Below are 19,645 nucleotides of genomic sequence, written 5' to 3' on the forward strand. Positions count from 1 at the left end.
TTTATCGTTATATTTCAACAATTTATGTAATTCATATTTTTACTTTGTAAAAATAAGTGAAATCACGCAGTTGCGCTTGATCCACAGCCGGATAGGGCTCAGCAAACATACGATCGGAATTCTAACTTAGCTAACCTGGTCCACTTAATTAGGGAATAGGAGGGGGTGGTGCCTGGCGGCTAAAATAAAACGCCAGAGCCTTACGCATTTCAAGAGTGTTGAATGGCTCTTCCTTGATGAAGTCCATCATTGGATTTCTTCTCTTCCCCGTAGCAAAGAAGCCCAATTGCATTTCGATGACGACCTGATTTTGCCCAGAAATATAGGGAAAATCTGCTCTAACGGGAGGCCGCTTTTCCCCCTCAGCATGACAGGCCAAACACACCGGAGAGTGCTTCTCCCCCAGGCGATACAACCTTTCCTCTTCCTCACTGGCAAACTGGTCAGGTTGCTCCCAATAGGTCCTGGGATCAATTTCACTGTAATACCTGGTGATAATCTCAATTTCCTCATCCGTAAGGCTCTGGGCAATCCCATTCATGCGATAAAGGAGAAGATCCTGCCTTTGATCCAACTTGAAGGCATAGAGTTGATTTTTGAGGTAGGTTTGATTTTGCCCGGTTAAAGTCGGCACCTCGTCCACCCAGCTTCGGCCTGTCTCCTTGTGGCAAGTGTAGCACTTGCTCAATAGTCCAGGGGGAAGGTCCTGATCCAAAGCCAGGACTGGAAGAACAAAGAACACAGGAGCAAAGTACTTTCCACTCCACCTTAAATACTGAACCAACAGAGAATAGATCATTGAGCCTTCTTATATCTTAAATACACAGCGATAGCTTCCACTTCCTCATCGGTCAACTCACCTACTAGGTCAGCATTCATAATTGGCGACCACCGTACCCCATCACGGAAAGCCTTTATTTGATTAATTAAATACCCCTTTTGCTGGCCAACCAAAACAGGATACTCGGGCACGGTTGGAGCATCTTGACTGCTATTTGCCAAATGACAGAAGCGACAAGTAGTTTTGGTACCGCCTATAATCTCTTCACCTTTTTTGAACAACTCAGCTTCGCTCTTTGTAAGTTTGTTCATTTGTACGATTTCGTCGGGAAAACTCGTGAAGATACCGGCCAAGCCCAACAGATCGTCGTCGGACAAGTCTTTTACCATAAAGGGCATGGCATTCATGGTAATGTCCTGACGATGACCGTCGCGAAAGGTCTTTAGCTGATTAAATAGATAGGTTTCACTTTGTCCGGCTAAGTTTGGAAAGCCGGTGTAGCCAGTTACTCCATTTCTTCCATGACAGCCAAAACACTTTAGCACAAACTCGCCGGACTTCGACTCATCATAGCTCGCTGCCCATACCGGACTCCAACCTAAAAGGGTGGTAACCATTAGTGCGAGAATAATCAACTTTGACTTCATAATCCCTCCCCGATTCTTTAAAAAAACGCTTACTACTTATTGAGACTCAGATACCAACAAACTTTTGAAATACACGGCCAGGTTCTCCATATCGTCCTCAGTTGGTGAAGGGTCCATCCCACTTAGAATGGCTGGCATTAGCATCCCTGGCCGCCCTCCCGACAAGAATGCCGTCAACTGACTACTTGTATATTGGACATCCTGACCCACCAACAAAGGGTACATTGGATTTGCCCGAGCACCCTCAGACCCGTGGCAACCCAAGCAACCATATGTTGTTGCCAGTTCTTCGCCGGCCCGAACCTTCGCCCTTACGTTCTCTATACTTCCCGGCCAAGGTCGCGCCTGTCGCGAGAGGCGGCTAAAATGGTTGGCTAAATATTTAACCTCATCCCGAGTTAATGATGAAGCCACTCCCTCCATGCTGGGACTGCGCCGCTCACCCGAAGCAAAGGCCTTGAGCTGATCACTCAAGTAACTCTCGCTAAGGCCCTCCAGAGAAGGTGTACCCACCTGCCCAGGAAAACCGAGCTCCCCGCCATGACAATTGAGACAAGTCTCCAGAACGGCCAATTTACTTGGCGGCGGCGGGGGTGGATTTCCCGGACCACCACCATCAGGTGAAGAAACTGAGCGAATCCAATCAAGAATGAGAGATCTTTCCTCGTCATTCATCGCGGAAGCTTCCGGACTTCCAGGTTGTGGCATTGTTTTCTGCTCAATAACCCGTTTGTATAACTTGCCATTACTAACGTAAGCCTCCGCCTGCTCCTTGATCGACCAGTCGGGGGCAGAAACGCTTGGATGACAACGAGAACAACGGACCTTAAACAGGCCGCTTACCTCCTCAAAATTCATCTTCTCGCCGGGTGCACCCGAGCCAATGGTCGACTGGACCACCGGCTTGTGAGGGCCATTTGGATGGCATCCTGTTTGAGGCAAAACAAACAAAACAAACAAAACAAATATGGACAGAAACCCCGCCAGAGTTGGGCGGTCAGAAAAATTCACTGATAATACCCCTATTAATGCAACTGGTCTGGTGGGAATTCAACAACTCCCCATCCAACCGATAAGGGCCTCTGCAAAAGGGACTCCAGAGAAAAGGGGGGTATCTTTGAGCTTAACTAGGGAATCGGACATTCAGTGAATCTCCCGGGATAAATTGTCCCAGGTTTAAAAGGTACCTTCTAGACCCAGAAGAAAGTTGCGGCCCGGCTCATTGCTGCCGGAACCGTGGACTCTGTAGTTCTCATCACCTAAGTTTTCCACCGCAGCCGAGACCCTGAGGTGCTTCCCAAATGAATGACCACCTCGTAAGGTCACTAATGTGTATCCCGGTGTTCCGCCGGGTGGAATGCGGGAAGTGTCGCTCTTATCGCTGGTGGAGAGCTTGTCCTGCTTGCTGACTTGAGTGACGAAAATTTCCAGCCATACATCTTCATGAGGGCGATGAAGCAAGGAAACCATGGTGGTGAACGGCATGAGACGACTCATGGGCTCGCGGGCAATCACGTTGGCCGAAGTCGGATAGGTGTCCACCTCCCCATCCATCCAAGAGCTACCAAAGCCAACTTCCCACTTGTTTATCTTCTTTCTTACTGTCAATTCCGCGCCCTGAACAAAACCATTGCCCGCATTAGCCTTGGTCACCTCATTATCTCCAGATATAACCACCCCTGTAGGGCGGCGAATGATCATTTCCTTGATGTCGGTGTAATAGGCAGAGGCTTCAAACCGTAGATCCTCGCGCCCAAACCTGTATCCAAGTTCGTAAGACAAGAACTTTTCGGCTTCCAGATTGGGAGCTGGGGTTTCGATTTCATTGGTGCGTGCCTCATCCAAACGAGTTAAGTCTGAAAGGTTCGGCGCACGAAATCCCTGTGAGACTCCGCCGAACAAGGCAGACGCATCATTAAACTGGTACTGAACCCGCAGACTACCTACAGCGGCGCCAAAGTCCTTGTCCATTTTTGCCGGAAGGCTTGTCACCGGATCCTCATAGCGATCCACCTGGGCTGAATGATGACTGTAGCGAACCCCGGTGATGAGGGTGGTCGCGTCCCATACTGAAGCCTCATGCTGAACAAATGCCGCCGCAGATAGATACTTGGCTTCGTCGCCCACTGGCCCCTGAATAGACCTGGACTTAAAACTGCCGTCGGCGTTGTAACTGGTCTTATAGCTATCAACAGTTTCGTCCACGGCCTCAAGGCCCAGAGTCCAAGTTCCAACTGATGTGGCAAGACCAAAACTTCCCATTAGCCCGACAGCTCCCAAGTCAAATCCCTGTCGGTCACTTTCATCATTACTCTTGATGCGAAACTGTTCCTCGGTGTGGTGATGCCAAAATCCCGTCAAAGAGATATTCTGTAACCGCCCTTTCTCACGGGCCTTCCATCGCACATACCCTAGCTCGCGCCCTTGATCGAGCTCACGCTTCTTTTCGCTACCAATACTGGTGCCCTCATAGGACTTGGCAAAAATGGTTTTGTGAGTGCGGGGAACCTGGTTTTGCTGATGCTTTTGCAACACCAGGATAACCTCATCGCCTGGAGATAAGCGGGAAACGATCTTCACATCTCCCGCGTACTCATCATAACCAGTGTAAGGCTGGCGGCCCAAATCTCCGCCTGCTACCACATCACCGAAAGACCGATAGCTACCCCCAACTGTGTACCTGGTATCCCCATCTGCCTGACGATGCTCAAGCCGATAAATTTGCCGTAGGTCCGAAGTACCGTACTGATACCTTCCCACGGTTCGGGACTTACCATCGTCCAGGTTGTCGGTCAGAAAATTCAGAGTCCCGCCAATGGCATCGCTGCCATAAAGAACAGAAGATGGGCCCTTTACTAATTCCACCTGGGAAGCCATGGCTGGATCAACAGTCGACAGATATTGATTGGGACCCTCTCGCCAGACCGAGTTGTTCACCCGAATGCCGTCAATCAAAGTGAGTGTGCGAAACCCGGTAAAGCCACGGATAAAGGGGGAGCCCTGTCCCTGGGCGGTCTTTTGCACAAGAACACTGGTGGTCTCTTTCAACACTTCAGGTGCCGATCTTGCCATCTGCTGTGACTGGATTTTTTGCCCGTCAAGCTTTTCAACCTGATAAGGGGTTTTGCCTTTGGCTCTCCGACCATAGGTTGGCGTTTCCACAGTGTCATCACTGCCGAGGCGCGTTTCCGGAACGACAAACGAGCTACTGGCTTCTTGAGCCAAGGTTGTGCCACATCCCCAAAAAAGTGCCGCCAGCAGTAAGACTCTCACACATTCCCCCTGATTGGATTTTTACAAAATCCTAACCTGACCCGCCGTCACTGACAACCAAAGAAAACCCTCAAACTGATCAACAGGAAACACCTAAAGGAAGGATGGCCTCAGGGGGGAGTGTTATCCCCCTGAGCCACTGTACAAAACTATTTACTCATGCAGGCAAGTACGGCGCCCTGAGTGTCCTTGAACACAGCGAATTTCCCAATGGTGGGGATTTCCGTGGTCGGCATCACTTCGTGTCCCCCAGCCTGACGGGCCTTGTGAAGGGTGTCGTCACAATTGTCGACAAACACGTAGGGTAGCCAGTGACTGGGGATATCACCCATTTCCTTTTGGATGGCCAGCATGCCACATGATGGAATCCCGTCTTTCTTAAAGATGGTATAGGGAGGTAAGTGATCAGCCACCTTCATTGTCTCGGGGGTCCAATCAAACAGGTCACAGTAAAACTTCCCCGCCACATCCGTATTCTTGGTCAATAGTTCTGTCCAGCAAAAGCTCCCGGCCTTCTCCTCGCAGTACTTCTCTGCTCGGGGACCTGCCTTGCTCTGCCATAAATTGAAGTTCGCCCCGGTTGGATCCTGAATCATAGCCGAATAGCCAAATTCTCCAATCTCATAGGGTGCATCCACAACCTTGCCGCCAACTTTCTCGGCTTTCGCTGCAACCAGCTTGATGTCCTCCACCAAAAAGTAGGACTGCCATATGCTGTGTTTGATGGCCGGCGTTTTGTGCTGAGTGACCATCCCTCCAACAGTCTTGTTTCCAAGTTTCATAAAATGGTAGGTACCCCCTGAAGGAGAAGGAACATTCTCTGAGGTCCAGGAAAATACCTTAGTGTAAAATCCTACTGCGCCTTTGGCATCCGTTGAAAGCAGGTCACACCATCCAAACATACCAATTTCTGAATTAGCCATTTTCACCTCCGGACGGTAGTTTGTACTTCTCCAAGAGACCCGTCGAGTTTTGTCTTCGTTAAGTTTCGCATTTCAGTCCATAGGCCTAATGCAAACCGACAATCTCAGTCACGAGCTTCGAAATATCACCCCATCACAACGACCATAAGCGACACCGCATGAAGATCGATGTTCAACACACCCTGTTGACCGAAATTTGGCGAACTTGGTAAGCTGAAATGGTGAAACCGCCTCTTACTTCGCCTTCATTTTGCCCAGCCCCCTGGACCACCTTGGCCTCCTCCAACGACGGTTGTGTTCAGCTTTGCTGCAGAGCCCTCAAACCACTGGTTGATGAGTCGGGATTGCCCTTGCCTTTTGCGAACAGTTCATTCGAATCCATTTGGAATGGCACTGGTTACCAAAATGCTAGGGCGGCAATGCTTCGTGGAGATCGTCTCCCCTACTGTGGGCGCTGCTATCAGGAAGAGGAAAGAGGGCTCGTCAGTCGACGACAACGAAGTATTGAGAACAATCTCCGCCAACGAGGTCCGGAGGCCTTTCAGGATTGGTTGGGTCGACTTCAATCTGAAGGCGGTCAGACCCAGGAGCGCCCGAGCCATGTGGAAGTCCGACTGGGAAGTAAATGCAATTTGCGCTGCCGAATTTGCGCCCCTGAATTCAGTCAGTTGATTCGCAAGGCGATGGAACAGCTCACTCAGCAGGGCTCGATGTTGCCAGAGTTTTACAGGGAAAACCTTAAGCTCAGCCAAAGCCGCGACGATCAATCTTGGCAAGTGGACTACGTTGAAAAGATTCTCGCCAACAGCTCTTCAATCAACAGCATGTACTTTGCCGGTGGAGAACCTCTTATCACGGCGGCCTACCAAAGGCTTGTAGATGAAGTCATTAAATCGGGAGATGCCGGGCACATTAGTTTGACCGTCAACACCAATGGAACCATCGCCACACCCTATTGGCTAGAGGCCTTCGAGGCTTTTGAATCCGTAGAGTTGTACGTAAGTCTCGACGGCATTGGCCCATCTGTTGAGTACCAAAGAACGGGACTGAGTTGGCCGGTCGTTGCAGACAATATTCAGAAGTTTCTGAATATTGATCAAAACATCCGGGTTAAGATTTTCCCCACCTTGTCAATTCTTAATATTGCCGAGATTGGCTCTCTTTTGTCTTGGTATGGAGAACTCCAAGGCAAACACCGTCCTGATTCGCTCACTCTTCAAGTGAACGTCCTGCATACGCCCCGATTTCTACAGGCCGTACTTCTTCCCCACGAACACGTATCGGAGATTCGCAGCCAGGTGGATGAAATCGCAAGATCCTTCCCTACCTTCCAGACTGATGACGGTCTGTCGGCAATCAACAAGATTCAAACTGTGTTGAATCAGTGTGGACAGAAGGAATTTACTAAGGAAATTAAGGAGCTGTTGGCCTATACAGAATTGATGGACAGCCACTATGACCAAAAATTGGCCGACCACTGCCCGGCGACAGGCCGGGTTTTTAGAACTCTAAACAACTCTATTGGTTGTTGCGAATAAACTGAGCTTTTGCCTTAGTGATACATTTTTTGAGTTCGTCAGCATCGACATTTTGCCCGCTAACGCCAGGCACCTGACACTGAGAAAATACAGATCGCATCATCGCCTGGCAAACAGGCTCACTCATGTTTACTGGACACAAGTCACCAATCGAATCGGGCTTCAAGCCTGACAACCGCCGCATCAACACACTATAGAGCAGTGCCATGGTGATGGCACCCATCAGGACATAGCGAATCAATGGGTGTCGAAAAAGAGAAAAAACTGAACTCACGCCCGTTCCCGGACCGACTCCACGGGTGTAATCGGCCAGACCTCCATGCCCTCGAACTTCATACTGTTCCCCATAAGCCGGAAAGCGACGGGCAAATTCACGCTTAAGAAAGTTAAAAGTCTCCTGCTCGGACTCATCAAATTCATGATCCGCCATGAATATAGACTTTGCGGTTTTAACTAGCTGTGAGAAATCTCGATGGTCCGTGATATGATCTAGAACCTTTTCGAGGACAATCCCATGTTCCAAATCTTGATCTAGGGTGATTCGTTGGGCTGTCGACAGATTGAGGTTCGCCGTCATGCGATGAATGACAGCTTTTTCCTCGTCCGTCACCTTTCCATCCACATGCACGAGGGCAACAACCGCTCTCCACATGGAAAAATGACTAAGGTTTAACCCCTCGCTCTGATGGGAATCCGATTGATCCTGTTGCTTGCTCATCATCTGCAATTAAAGTGAAGCCTGGTCACACAGACAACACTTGACCCATTGCGGTGGCTATTCCTATTCTTGATCCATGGGCGAATCAACCGGGGCACCGACCCAACCAGGCTCTCTTACTTTTGGCCGCAAAGTCGACTTTGCGGAGTCCGCCTGGAAACATCTCACCGCCCACCTGCCACTATCTCTCGCTGTTCGGGAACTCATGCGATTGAGAGCTCTGTTTGAAATGGGAGCCATTCAAAAGCCGATTCTCGATGTTGGCTGCGGTGACGGGCTATTTTGGGAAAATCTTATCCAGAACATTCGCGAAGGGGAAAAGGTGTCTTTAAAGGGGTTGATGGGAATAGACATTGATACCCACGAACTCGGCCTTGCCTCATTGCGACTTCAGTCTCGCGGCGTTGAGGTCTTGCAAAGGGATATATCCCTCACCTCTCCACTCGAGGGGCAGGCGGACCTGAGCGAGCAATTCAAAACTGTGATCGCCAACTGCTCCCTTGAGCACGTTCCAAAGTTGGAGCCAGCTCTTAGGAATATTCTTGGTTACCTGAGCCCCAACGGCCAGTTTGTCTTATTCGTTCCCGCTCCCAACTGGACCGAGAACCTCCACATTCGCCAGAACTTTCATCGCCTGTCGCCCCGGCTCGGCGGACTGGTGGGAGGGTGTTTTGACGGTTTTTTTCAGCATCGCCATCTTTATCCGGCCACGGTATGGAAATTTCTCCTGGAGGGTATGGGTTTTAAGGTGCAAACGATTCTCGGACTCGGCAATCAAAGTGCCAATCGGTTGTTTGAGCGCCACTTACCCACAGCATTCTTGACATTTATCCACAAAATGATCTTCAAATCCTACCCAGGCCTGCTACGATCCCGGCCCACACCCAAATCCAAACTGGTTGGCGAGTTTCTTCAATCCATCACTGATGGGTCGATAGTTCAAAGCGACCTGGGACAATCAGCAGTGATCGAGTACTTTATTATATGTCAGAAGTAAAAGAGCAAAGCGACTACTTTGCCAATCACGAGGTGGCCGTCAAATGGCCATTTACGATCTATCACAGCCCAATTGAAGAGAACGTGCAGCTGTACCTCCAGAAGATAGCGCAAAGATCAGAGAGCCTGCCAACGGCCCTTAATCTCGGGTGTGGCTGGTTTGGAAGTTACCCTCAGCTCAAATCCCTAGCCCACTGGTCCGCCTGCGACTTGGATCCTCGTTGTGTCGATGTGGTTCATCAACGATATCCAGAAGTGGATGCCTTTACGTGCAAGCCAGTTCCCGAGCTATCCCCTGGGTCCTACGATGTGATTATTGCCAAAGAAGTCATTGAACATGTCTTGAATCCGAGACAGTGGGTCCAGGCCTTGATCCATGGCCTGAAACCAGGAGGACACCTCTTGCTTTCAACACCCAACTACGGAATTTCGCTGTTGCCATTTGTCGAGTATACAATTCTTGAACTCATTGCTCGCCGACAGGGTTTTTCCAGATTTGATATTCACCCAACAAAATTCACCGGCAAACGCCTCAAGACCCTCTTAGAGGATGCCTGTCCTGAGGGTTCACAGATTCACATTAGAAAATTGAGCCTGGGAATGGTGCTTTTCGCAGATGCGGAACTGCCAAAATAATCAGACAGAACAAAAAGCAGAGTGCGGAAAGCTTCCATGCCCACCTCCATCCAGGGGGTTCAAATCGAAACTGCAAAGTGTGAACACCCTTTGGCCAGTAAACCGCAGAATTGGCATAGTCTGCCAAATAGATCTCCACGGATACACCATCCAGAGTCGCCCGCCAATTAGGATGAAAGTTCTCGCGAATAACAAGAATACCATCTTCATTGGACTCCCCTTGCCAAGTCCATTGATCACTCACATACTCTTGAGTAGTGAGATTGAAACCTTCCTGTCTTTCATCCGCGGCTGACAAATCCGACACCATTGGCAATACTTCACCGGCAATTTGCCGCCCCTCATTTATCTCTAAGACCACCGGAAAGGATGAGTCTCCACGCCTTTTGACCAAATCAAAAGCCTCTTCGGCGCTTTTGGCCCTGATACCACGAGAGACAAAGGTTACACCCTGGTCTTCCCGTTGAATTTTTAGTACCACAAGGTTAAGATCTTCAGCAAAGCCCACTGGCTGAACAAATCCTTTATCAAAATAGGTCTTGAGATTCTTTTCACGCGGATTCAAGGTGGAAAGCACATATCCCAAATTCAAAATTCGAGACCAGGTGGGCAGATCTCTAAAAGTTTCGGCACCAATCAAACCTTCCGTCCTCCTGGGTACAATGGTTTCATAACCAAAAGCATACCGGGCACCATTCAGCAGTCCCCAATTGTGAGCCCACACCTCGCGAAATGAACGAGAGCCGAATCTGTCCAGATTGCCGTCGCGAAGGATTCTGAACCGGTTATGACCATCCAATCGGATTGCCTTGGTCAAGCGTTGCGAGGGTTGAAATTGTACTGATTCAGTTGTGTTGTGAGCAGGTGCGAAAGCCAACATTTCAACTAAAATAAAAAGGGGCAAAATTATCTGTCTGCAACCATGAGGGAAGTTTACCTGAGTGGATCGTAAAAGACCGAAGGTGATCAGACTGGCCCCTCCCAGTACGAGGTGGACCCACCGGTCTCTGATCAGTTGAGAAGCTGCATTTTGAGCGGCGGCACCCAAAACCTCCCAGTTGGCTACCAACTCCCCGTAACTTGGAAGAAGGAGAACACTCGCTAAGGCCGATAGGAGATGGAGAGCCCCCACCACAAACCAAATCCACGTGGAAAGTCCCCGTTTTTGTGCCGATTCAACAATCAACCAATGCCGAAGACTAATGAAAAGCCAAATCACAATCGCGTAAAGAATGAATTTTTCCGGGTAACGAAGCTTGCTGTAGGCGGATAAATGGCTATGTAAGAACTCGTGCAAAGGAAAGTACTGTCCCAAGGATAGCAACACAAAGAATATGGCACCGGAAATGAGCATCCAGGTCGAAATCCGTCTCTTGCTTTGCCAAAGGGATAGGACACCAATCACCAATGGAAATAGACCCACATAAAGAGAATGAAACCAAAATCTGCTACCAGCATAGGCATTCGCCAGAGGTCCACCCCAAAAACTCTGATTAAACACCTGTCCAAATAAATCCGGAAATCCCAATGTCAAGAGACGCAGAGGGTGAAGGGAGTAATAGTTACTGCGCTCCAGCGTGAACCCTCCTCCCCTTCTTGTCGCGGCCAGATTCTCCATCGAAGGTACAAGGACCACTGCCGCCAATAATAAGGCAATTAGGATTGTTGCCAAAAGACCTATGCCGATGAAAACCCGGCCCCTTTCTTTTACGCCGACCAGTTGCCAAATTGCCAACCCGAAAATGACCACAATGAATATGGCCGCAGCAACCCAATCCCCATGGTGAAATAACAAGCTCAAAAACAATCCCGTCGCCACCAAACTTCCCCAGTTAGCCTGACGAACCGTCCTAGTGAGCGACCAGCCCAACCATGGGTAAAGGGCAACACCCAGAAATATTGGAGACCTATCCACCAGGGATAGAAATGGACCAAGAAAGGCAAAGGACCAGGCAAAGGCAAGCGCCGAAGGGCACTGCAGTTTCCATTCGCGGGCAAGGACATACCCGCCCAGCCCGGCGATACCAATGCCAAACCCTAGGTTAGCCAGCATGGCCTCATAGCCACGAAAAGCCAGATAAAAAGGTGCCGTTAGCGGCGAAAACACCTCATGAGCAGGAGAAGCCAATTGATAGATACCGCCAAACAACCCCTCATTCCATAAGGGTAAATGGCCCTGCTCCACCTGGCTCCATATCCATCTTTTAAGAACATAAAAGAGGTGGCTGGTATCGGAGGACCAGTAGTAATGACCATTAAGTGGGGCCCACAACAAATATATGAAGGGCACCAGAAAAGCCAGGAGGGGGAACAGCCAGCGGAATTTCTTCTCCATATTCTCAAGAGTAATTCCCTGATCCCAAAAAAGCCAGCAGCCCTGGGCCTTAAGTGTGTGAAATCTAGAGATATTCTCAACCACAAGGAGTCAAATTCTGCTTGTCACCCCGACCTTTATTGGCTAATGCTTGTCCTCACATTTCCAGCCTTCCATGCGCCCGTAGCTCAGCTGGATAGAGCGTTAGCCTCCGGAGCTAAAGGTCAGAGGTTCGAATCCTCTCGGGCGCGCCAATTGAAAAGCGCCGTAGGCGCGACTTCAATTGGCGTAAGGGATGAGCGTAGGTAGCGCAGCCGTGCCAATTGCACGGCGCGATGGCAAGCGAAAGTCTACACCGAGCGCACAGAAGCGCGAGGTCCTATCCGAAAAGCGCCAACGGCGCGGGGTAGTCCTAATATCGTCTCCAAGGAAAACGGATTCCTTGGTCCTCACCCAAATCCCCCTATTCATAAGGGCTTCGAGAGTAAGTGTCAAAAATCCTGACTCCCAACTAATAAAACAGGTGTCGAAGTTATGACCACATGATTCCGGGTAAGTATCCGTAATCAGAATCCGCAAGTCGGAACCGGAATTGCTATTGTATTTAGCCAGAGGTAGGCCACGTCAAAATTGAATAGAGCGAATGAACATCAGGCACGGGCAGGATGCCCGGGGGATCGTAAGATGATGCAACAGCGACTTCACCTGTGGATAGCAGGAGTATTATTTGTTTTAACCTGCGGAACACCAACCGCATGGGCCAATTACCCATCTGAAATCAGGATCGATGGCTACAACATGGCCGGAGATAGTGACCTAGATGCAGAGTTAGATGCTCTTCTCGCGCCAGAAGTGCGCCCTCTTTCTCAGACTGAACAAAAGGTCTTGGATGAAAGCCTGGACGAGTCGGACGCGGTCGAGGAAGAACTCACTCGGGCAGGAAAGTTGAAGCCAAGAATTCCATCGGAAAGTGGCTCCAACAGGGACTTGGCCTCAAAAGCGCCGCCTAAAGTGATCAAAACTACGAAAAAGAACATCAAGAAGGACTCAAAGCGCAGGAACAAACAGGCCGCACTGAAATCAGCAAAGAAATCATCAAAAACGAAAGTGGCAAAGAAAGCAGCCGAAGAACCACCACCAACACCGATTCCAGTTATGACGAAAGAAGAAAAGAAGGAGCTACTTAATCCAACCGTGGTCACGCAAAAAAAGCGCAAAAGAAATCTCAACAGAAATCGCAACATTGTTCGTATTGATTTTAAAGAAAAGTAAATGGCCGGCCGCCTAGCGGTGACGGTCTTTTTTGCTTAACAACACCACCTGGAATTCCCGATCTTGCTTTTCCTTGGTGGTGTTTGTTTTTTCCCGATCTTCCGCTTCCCACTTCAGGTCGTTCTTGTCAACAATCTGCTGAGCCTGCATTTCATGCTTGCGAAGCTCGGAATCGAAATCAAGCGCTTGAGCCGGCAGACCCACTACACTCACCAAAAGACCCACCATTGCTACAATTGCCGAACTCAAGCGCATGATTCCTCCATTGTCTTTAACCTTCAGCTCACCCGCTTACTTAATCCAAAAAGCAAGAGCGTCCCCTTTCAAAAGACACACAGTCTTTTGAACCAACAATCGTCTCATATAGCTGTTTGAAACAATTCCCAGAAGAAGCCGCTATTGGTCCCTATATTCAAAAAGTGGACCAGGCCCGTAAGGCATTGAGCTTATAATAAAAGTGCCTGTGTCAGCGAAATCTCTGTTACTTCACTCGACACAGGCTGTAAGAACTTCAGACCAATTGGGGGGTTTGGTTCTTTTTAGGACCGATGCGAGGCGGTTTTGCGGCGGATTTCCCGCAACTCCTCATCCAGAAAGTAAGCCGCACTCTCACCGGATTTTCGCACTCGATAGATTAAATTCTGAGCCTGAGCATAGCGTCCATGACCCATCAGCATGCTGACATAGGCGCGGACGACTTGAATCTGCAGCACCTCGGGTTTGATCGACAGAGCCAAATCAAAATACTTGGCTGCCTCGTCAACTTGGCCCAGGGCCGCATTTACTTTGGCGTACTCATAGATCATTTCATGATCGCGCCCCCCAGCCTCTACATAGACTTTAAGGACGTGTGCCGCTCTCTTCCAGCGCCCCAGTTGTGATAGGATCTTACCCAAGCCAGATAGATACTTCTGCTCTTGGGGCCGGATCTTGACTAGTTGGCCGTAAGTCTGGGCCACGCACTCGTGATTAAGCCGCTCACGGCAAATCTCGACCCTGCGCTCTAGGTCCTGGGCGGTTGCCAAGCCTGACAACTCCTTGCCCTTTATGACAAGAATTTCACCGGCATAGTGATCCCATTGAATGACATGAATAAAGCCGAGCACCAAAAGTGCCGCTGCTACCACCAAGGTCAGAGCTGTACGCAGGTCTCGCTTGTGCTCAGCCTGCCGGCTTCGCAAGGAGCTGGTCCAGCCACATTCACAGACGGCCATTTCAAGAAAAACCCGATTACCATTAATTTCACGCCCACAAGCTGGGCAATGCAGATATGATGATTGATTCATTTTGACTAACCCCTATAACGTCCCGGATTGGTTCACTGAGAAAAGTCCCACACGACTTCTCCTGCTTTCTGACTCGCACAATGTGTGCCTGACCAAAGCCAATATTCGCTGACAAAAGTTCGGCAAACTAACCAGGCCCTTCGCACTGAGCACATTTTTGACAATCTCAACCAAATTCGACGTTGCACATCATCCAGTGATTTCCTAGTCTCTGATACATGATTTGGCTTAAGGACACGGCCGGCTTTGTTCGCAAATTGATCCGATTTCTCAGAGACTCTGAGTTACAGCTGCTGGCTTCGAGTATGGCCTTCATTTCGGTCCTCAGCCTCGTCCCGTTGTTGACGGTCAGCCTCTATGTGTTTCAGCAGTTGGGTGGTTTTGAGGAGTCAATGTCCCAGCTCCGCCCCCTAATTTTCAATTATTTTGCCGAAGGAATTGGCAACGAAGCCGTAAGCAAACTTGAGCAGCTGGTCGACCGTCTGCGCGGTGGATCCATTAGTTTTTGGGGGTCGATTGCACTGTTCATCGCCTCACTAAAACTGCTAAATGATATGGAAATGGCAGTGCAAAAGATCTGGGGAAACTCCAAACTAAGACCCATATGGCAAAGGGCGGTTTACTACACCCTCATTATTACCCTTGGTCCAATCCTGGCCGCCGTTCTTCTTGGCCTCCTCAGCTGGAAGAAGCTCATGTTTACTCAGATCCTACCGGATAAGACTCTTGTTTTGGCTCTTGCTTGGCTAGCCCTGTTTTTGTTGATTCGCTATCTACCTAAATGCCAGGTTAAAAGTAAAGCCGCACTGATTGCCTCAGCCTTCACCGCTCTCGCCCTCTTTGTCATGCAGATTTTTTATCTGAAGATCACCAAGTCCCTGTTTATGTACGACAAAATCTACGGATCCTTGGCCACGCTTCCCGTTTTTCTTATTTGGATTTACGTCAATTGGACGCTATTTCTCTTTGGTCACGCCTTATGTGCCTCTCTTCAACAGTACTGGGCGGATGATTGAGGGATCAGTGAGTGATGGTAAACTCATCCAAAATCTGGGCGTTTTCCCCGAAGGCCGTTCCCTGTATTCCAGTTTCACTCAACTTAAGAAACCAGGCATGACGTTTTGACTCAGAAGTTTCCAGATACCACTCCTGGCGCGCAGACCGAACGCCCTGGCCCCAGCAGCCATCACCAATGAAAATCGTGCCGTCCTTTTCAACTTTACTGCCATTTCTTAAGGGGAAGGTTCGCTTGACTGTGTGATCGTGATTCTCCATCCCCAAGGTCAAACGGAACTGGTCAAATAATGGTAGCCAGTATTTGCGACCTTCTTTGGACAAGAATGTATTAAAACTTCTATGACTGGGATAGAGGGGGACATGATAAAGGGCAATTTTGGATGGCCACTTTTCGTATTTCTGAAGCTCATTTCCCAGCCACTCAGTTTGATCACCGCCATGGCCTACAACATGACCCGAGTCCAAAACAAATAGTGCTGTATGGAGTCCGAGCTCGCGAACGAAATAAGGCTGAAGACCCTCCTGGGGAAAAAATCGAAAATAGTAAGGAGCGCGGTCGAGAGGATCTCCCCCGGAACTGCTGACCTCATGATTTCCTACGGCCACAACCATTGGAATCATGTATCCATCCGGGTCTTCAATAATAGTCTTTAGGCGCTCAAACCACCTCTTCCACCTCCAACCGTTCGAGAGCCATCCATTGGCATAGGCAATGTCACCACCCACCAAATAGAGTTGAGGGCGCATGGTCAACAGAGGGCGAGCAATATCCGAGTAATGTTCACTAATATTCATGTCCCCCCCCTGAATAACACGAATTTCGGAGCCGTCCTCGGGAAGGGTGCGGAATTTATACTCGCGGCTATAGCCATTGTCTGGATCGCCAACAATGAAGTAATAAGTGGTGTCAGGAGTGAGACCGGTCACAGTGAGTGAATGGATGGAATAGGGATAGGATGAAATGGACTCTCCTTGAGCCATCAAGGTCCATCGATACTGATCCGGTACTCCTCCCCGTGATATCTGGTCAAAATGAATCGTACTTTGCAGAGAGCCTTGGTGGGTTTGATAGTGAACTCTCATTGCTCTCGCCGACTGTGGCGAAGCAAGGGTCAGGTACACATGCTCCACGCTGCTCACATTTTGCGCCGCAATGGGAATATAAAAAAGCCCGATCGCGGGTAGTAAAAACACCAACCACCTAAATCGATTTCCTGTCATCCTTGACCGCCCCCAAATTCACCAACCATGGACCTTTCAGGCCCTCAACCAATCCTAGCCTGGGGTCATCGGAATTTTGAATCATTTTATTTTTCGCAGAGAAATCTCGACTAGAGGGTCGGTATATAGGGGGCGGAGGGCCTCTTTTCCAACCACTTAACAAACTCACTACGGCAAGCGTCATCGAGATAGGTGATTTCAATGCCGGAAATGGACTTGCCCCCAGACTGCCCGTTCTTCCGCCAACGCACAATGCCAGCCCCGCGGACCTGAGGAATATTCGGATCATGGAGGTTTAAATGAAAACGAATCAAGTCATCTACGACCCAGGGCTCATTACCATGGGCCACTGAAAACCCACCGCGCCCAAATCCAATGTTGCCACTGGAAATCTTATCGTCAAAGCCCAACTCAAATTCCGGTTCAACCGAGGGAGGCCTCTTCCACAACTCGTCCAAAGTTACGATGGCCTTACGAATAGCCTCTAGCATACCCCTTGAATCAAAGGGTTTGGAAAAAAAACCATCGGCACCCTTGTTGTAAAGCTCCTCAACTGGAAGATCCGCATAGCCTGATATCACTAAGACTTTCGGGTGATTCACATCCTTGGCTTTTATGGCCTCAAGCAACTGAACACCGCTCACCTTAGGCATCCGAACATCGGTAATAACGAGTTGAACAGTTTCATTGTTGAGAAGATCGAGGGCCTCTTGTCCCCCGTTAGCGGTAAGAGTCTCATAGCCGAAGATCTCGAAATAACTGGCGATGGAGTGGCAAAGATCCACTTCATCGTCAACAATTAGAAGGCGAACCTTCTCACTTCCCAAATTCTCACCTCGCTGCCTATCAGAGTCACCTAATTAGGGAATTTATGTCAAGGTCGTTGGTTCACATAAGGGTCAAATCTTTACTCATTTCAACCGCCGCCCCCGGATCCCGATTTCTTCACATTCGTCGCTGCCTTCATAATTCGTGAACCTTCTTCATCCATATCAGTTTCCGACAGGTCCACCTTTTTACTCTTCTCTTCCTTCTCATCTTCCCCTGACTGTCCGGTCTCTTCCTGCCGTTGGCGAATCTTGTCTTTAAGTAGACGCTCCTTAATATCAATCACAAAGTCTTTGATTCCCTCATCTACATCCAGAGGTGCACCGCCAGCCCCCTCAATAACCTGTCGGTCATTAACAATTTGATAGGCATCAGAGGCTCGGATCTCTCCGCTTTCCACGGCCTTGGCGATCTCCACATCCATGATCTGCATTCCTTCCTTCTTACCGATGAGCATGGAGTTTTCAATTTGGAATGTCTTATTTTCACGGATCAAGTTGGCTACCGCATCGTTGTTGACGAGAATATCCTGGAAGCATTTGAGCTTGGTGCGATCCATCGTCAGCACCAACTTCTGGGAGACCACCAATCGCAAGGTCTCGGCCAATACCGTGCGGATCTCCGACTGTTCACCAGAAGGAAATGAATTGATAATTCGGTCAATGGTTTTAGAAGCTGAGTTGGTGTGCAATGTTGACAGAACCAAGTGGCCCGTTTCGGCAGCATGAATGGCCGCCATCATGGTCTCCTGATCTCGCATCTCACCCACCAGAATAACATCGGGGTCTTCCCGCATGGCCGCTCGCAATGCCCAGGCAAAGGTGGTGAAATCATGGCCCAGTGAGCGTTGATTGATCAGACACTTTCTTGAATTGTGAATAAACTCAATCGGGTCCTCAATCGTAACGATGTGACCCTTCTGATGCTCATTGATGTAGTCAATCATTGCTGCCAGCGTTGTTGACTTTCCGGAGCCCGTTGGACCGGTGAGTAGGATCAAGCCATTGTAGAAGGTACAAGCCCGCTTGAGAATTGGCGGCATCTTAAGTTCATCCAGAGTCGGAGGCTTTAGAGGCAGAAGTCGCAGAACAAAGGCCAACCCGTGGCGCTGGTAGAACAAGTGAGCACGAAATACACCCACACCTGGGGACTGGAAGGAAAAGTCCACTGACTTATGCTGCTCAAGTTCAATCCTTTGCTTGTCATTGAGAACAGGAAAAATCAGGTTTTTGACTTCCTCGGGCTTAAAGACAGGGATGTCGATCTTCTCCATCTCACCGCGAATGCGAATCATGGGGGGATTATTGGCGGACACATGCAAATCGGAACCTTTGTTCCGAACTAAGCACTTAAGCAAACTAATGAGTAGTCGCCCGCCTTTACTGGCTGGGTTTGAACCTGTATTTTCCATCCGTTCTTTTTATCGGTGTGGGCCAATAAGTTCTGGAGACTTCACGGGAAATTCTAGACGACGAAATCCATTACCGACGTGGGTCGAGGTCGATTTTTTGTCCGCGATGAAATATGTAGGCATGACCAAAGTAGGTCTTGCGCCATCCATCGATGACGACTCCACAGCCGTCAGGACAGGCCAAAACCGGATGGGGACTGAGCAGTGAGTACATGAGCATGGCCTCGTTCATGCGTTTGGAATTCACAAAATGAGGCAAAAACTCAAACTTCACCAGACCTAAGGCCCGAAGATTACGCAAACCAACTTCATTTTCGTCCGGCTCGAACGGCGGGTAAGCGGCAAGTTCAATATTGGGCGTCAGCATGATGGCCCCGGCACTCAGTCCCGCAAGCACCCCGCCCCGTTCAGCAAACGACTTTAGTCGTGGAAGCAACCCACTAGCCCTTAGGTGCTTCAAAAAGTAAAAGGTATTGCCACCCGCCAGGTAAATGATGTCGCTCTTGAGAGCCCGATCAATATCCTGTTTTCTTGGCTGAGAATCCACCGGAAGGCAAAAAAACGAATCAGCCCCAAACCGGCTATAGCGTTTTTGAAAGCGACTGTAAAAAACCCGACAGCCATCTTCGCAAAATGGAACATAGGTCATAGAGATCTTTTTCTTGCGATCGACCAAACCCACCAAGGCCTCATGCAACTTATGGTTGCTGCGGTTTTGGCCACCTGAGTAAAGCACCAGTTTGCGGGGTTTTGACATGGACGTCGCTCTCCGGAATTCCCTCTG

General features: G+C 49.4%; 18 protein-coding genes and 1 tRNA gene. 6 read left to right on the forward strand and 13 right to left on the reverse strand.

All coding sequences use genetic code 11. The features are described 5' to 3' along the window. Nucleotides 1-148 precede the first annotated feature (148 nt). From H6624_16455 to H6624_16475, 5 genes are all read right to left on the reverse strand, one after another. The gene (locus H6624_16455) at nucleotides 149-799 is read right to left on the reverse strand and encodes a hypothetical protein (protein ID MCB9085939.1); all 651 of its coding nucleotides are present in this window, start codon (nucleotides 797-799) and stop codon (nucleotides 149-151) included. Next, nucleotides 796-1,428 carry a c-type cytochrome gene (locus H6624_16460; protein MCB9085940.1) on the reverse strand — a complete coding sequence of 211 codons (633 nt, stop codon included), beginning with the start codon at nucleotides 1,426-1,428 and terminating at the stop codon, nucleotides 796-798. The genes H6624_16455 and H6624_16460 overlap by 4 nt, the downstream gene beginning before the upstream one ends. A gap of 36 nt (nucleotides 1,429-1,464) precedes the next feature. Continuing rightward, nucleotides 1,465-2,439: a c-type cytochrome gene (locus H6624_16465; GenBank protein MCB9085941.1), complete on the reverse strand. Its 975-nt coding sequence runs from the start codon at nucleotides 2,437-2,439 to the stop codon at nucleotides 1,465-1,467. A 165-nt stretch (nucleotides 2,440-2,604) separates the two neighbouring features. Continuing rightward, the gene (locus tag H6624_16470; protein MCB9085942.1) at nucleotides 2,605-4,701 is read right to left on the reverse strand and encodes a TonB-dependent receptor; all 2,097 of its coding nucleotides are present in this window, start codon (nucleotides 4,699-4,701) and stop codon (nucleotides 2,605-2,607) included. Between the two features lie 149 nt (nucleotides 4,702-4,850). Continuing rightward, nucleotides 4,851-5,624, reverse strand: a complete 774-nt coding sequence (locus H6624_16475) for a VOC family protein (GenBank protein ID MCB9085943.1) — start codon at nucleotides 5,622-5,624, stop codon at nucleotides 4,851-4,853. A 218-nt stretch (nucleotides 5,625-5,842) separates the two neighbouring features. On the opposite strand from H6624_16475, the gene H6624_16480 reads away from it, so the two are divergent. Beyond that, a complete protein-coding gene (locus H6624_16480) occupies nucleotides 5,843-7,162 on the forward strand; it encodes a twitch domain-containing radical SAM protein (protein ID MCB9085944.1) in 1,320 nt (439 codons plus the stop codon). On the opposite strand, the gene H6624_16485 is transcribed toward H6624_16480, so the two are convergent. Beyond that, nucleotides 7,143-7,883, reverse strand: coding sequence for a TerB family tellurite resistance protein (locus H6624_16485; protein ID MCB9085945.1), 741 nt, complete (start codon nucleotides 7,881-7,883; stop codon nucleotides 7,143-7,145). The genes H6624_16480 and H6624_16485 overlap by 20 nt on opposite strands. A 73-nt stretch (nucleotides 7,884-7,956) precedes the next feature. Here H6624_16485 and H6624_16490 point away from each other — a divergent pair, with 73 nt between their 5' ends. Together H6624_16490 and H6624_16495 are read left to right on the forward strand one after the other, a co-directional pair. Beyond that, complete coding sequence (locus H6624_16490) at nucleotides 7,957-8,877, forward strand: methyltransferase domain-containing protein (protein MCB9085946.1); 921 nt, start codon at nucleotides 7,957-7,959, stop codon at nucleotides 8,875-8,877. Further along, nucleotides 8,865-9,512, forward strand: a complete 648-nt coding sequence (locus tag H6624_16495) for a methyltransferase domain-containing protein (protein ID MCB9085947.1) — start codon at nucleotides 8,865-8,867, stop codon at nucleotides 9,510-9,512. The genes H6624_16490 and H6624_16495 overlap by 13 nt, the downstream gene beginning before the upstream one ends. On the opposite strand, the gene H6624_16500 is transcribed toward H6624_16495, so the two are convergent. Then, nucleotides 9,457-11,931, reverse strand: a complete 2,475-nt coding sequence (locus H6624_16500) for a hypothetical protein (GenBank protein MCB9085948.1) — start codon at nucleotides 11,929-11,931, stop codon at nucleotides 9,457-9,459. The two genes, H6624_16495 and H6624_16500, sit on opposite strands and share 56 nt — an antisense overlap. A 72-nt stretch (nucleotides 11,932-12,003) precedes the next feature. Between H6624_16500 and H6624_16505 the strand changes: the two genes are divergently transcribed. Together H6624_16505 and H6624_16510 are read left to right on the forward strand one after the other, a co-directional pair. Next, nucleotides 12,004-12,080, forward strand: a tRNA-Arg gene (locus tag H6624_16505). A gap of 430 nt (nucleotides 12,081-12,510) precedes the next feature. Continuing rightward, the gene (locus tag H6624_16510; protein ID MCB9085949.1) at nucleotides 12,511-13,098 is read left to right on the forward strand and encodes a hypothetical protein; all 588 of its coding nucleotides are present in this window, start codon (nucleotides 12,511-12,513) and stop codon (nucleotides 13,096-13,098) included. A 12-nt stretch (nucleotides 13,099-13,110) separates the two neighbouring features. Here H6624_16510 and H6624_16515 read toward each other — a convergent pair whose 3' ends face one another. Both H6624_16515 and H6624_16520 read right to left on the reverse strand, forming a co-directional pair. Further along, complete coding sequence (locus tag H6624_16515; GenBank protein MCB9085950.1) at nucleotides 13,111-13,353, reverse strand: hypothetical protein; 243 nt, start codon at nucleotides 13,351-13,353, stop codon at nucleotides 13,111-13,113. Between the two features lie 284 nt (nucleotides 13,354-13,637). Continuing rightward, on the reverse strand, nucleotides 13,638-14,384 hold the full coding sequence (locus tag H6624_16520) for a hypothetical protein (protein ID MCB9085951.1): 747 nt from the start codon (nucleotides 14,382-14,384) through the stop codon (nucleotides 13,638-13,640). Between the two features lie 218 nt (nucleotides 14,385-14,602). Here H6624_16520 and H6624_16525 point away from each other — a divergent pair, with 218 nt between their 5' ends. Beyond that, the gene (locus tag H6624_16525; GenBank protein ID MCB9085952.1) at nucleotides 14,603-15,400 is read left to right on the forward strand and encodes a YihY family inner membrane protein; all 798 of its coding nucleotides are present in this window, start codon (nucleotides 14,603-14,605) and stop codon (nucleotides 15,398-15,400) included. Nucleotides 15,401-15,404: 4 nt separating this feature from the next. Here H6624_16525 and H6624_16530 read toward each other — a convergent pair whose 3' ends face one another. The 4 genes from H6624_16530 to H6624_16545 all read right to left on the reverse strand — a co-directional run bounded on the left by H6624_16530 (nucleotide 15,405) and on the right by H6624_16545 (nucleotide 19,618). Next, entirely contained in the window at nucleotides 15,405-16,622 is a 1,218-nt protein-coding gene (locus H6624_16530) for a fibronectin type III domain-containing protein (protein ID MCB9085953.1), read from the reverse strand. Between the two features lie 110 nt (nucleotides 16,623-16,732). Beyond that, complete coding sequence (locus H6624_16535) at nucleotides 16,733-17,449, reverse strand: response regulator (protein MCB9085954.1); 717 nt, start codon at nucleotides 17,447-17,449, stop codon at nucleotides 16,733-16,735. An 89-nt stretch (nucleotides 17,450-17,538) separates the two neighbouring features. Continuing rightward, nucleotides 17,539-18,861, reverse strand: coding sequence for a type IV pilus twitching motility protein PilT (locus tag H6624_16540; GenBank protein MCB9085955.1), 1,323 nt, complete (start codon nucleotides 18,859-18,861; stop codon nucleotides 17,539-17,541). Nucleotides 18,862-18,931: 70 nt separating this feature from the next. Further along, nucleotides 18,932-19,618, reverse strand: a complete 687-nt coding sequence (locus H6624_16545) for a Type 1 glutamine amidotransferase-like domain-containing protein (protein ID MCB9085956.1) — start codon at nucleotides 19,616-19,618, stop codon at nucleotides 18,932-18,934. Between the last annotated feature and the right edge of the window lie 27 nt (nucleotides 19,619-19,645).

This window comes from Pseudobdellovibrionaceae bacterium (assembly GCA_020635075.1).
In the GTDB taxonomy this organism is placed as follows: Bacteria; Bdellovibrionota; Bdellovibrionia; order Bdellovibrionales; family UBA1609; genus JADZEO01.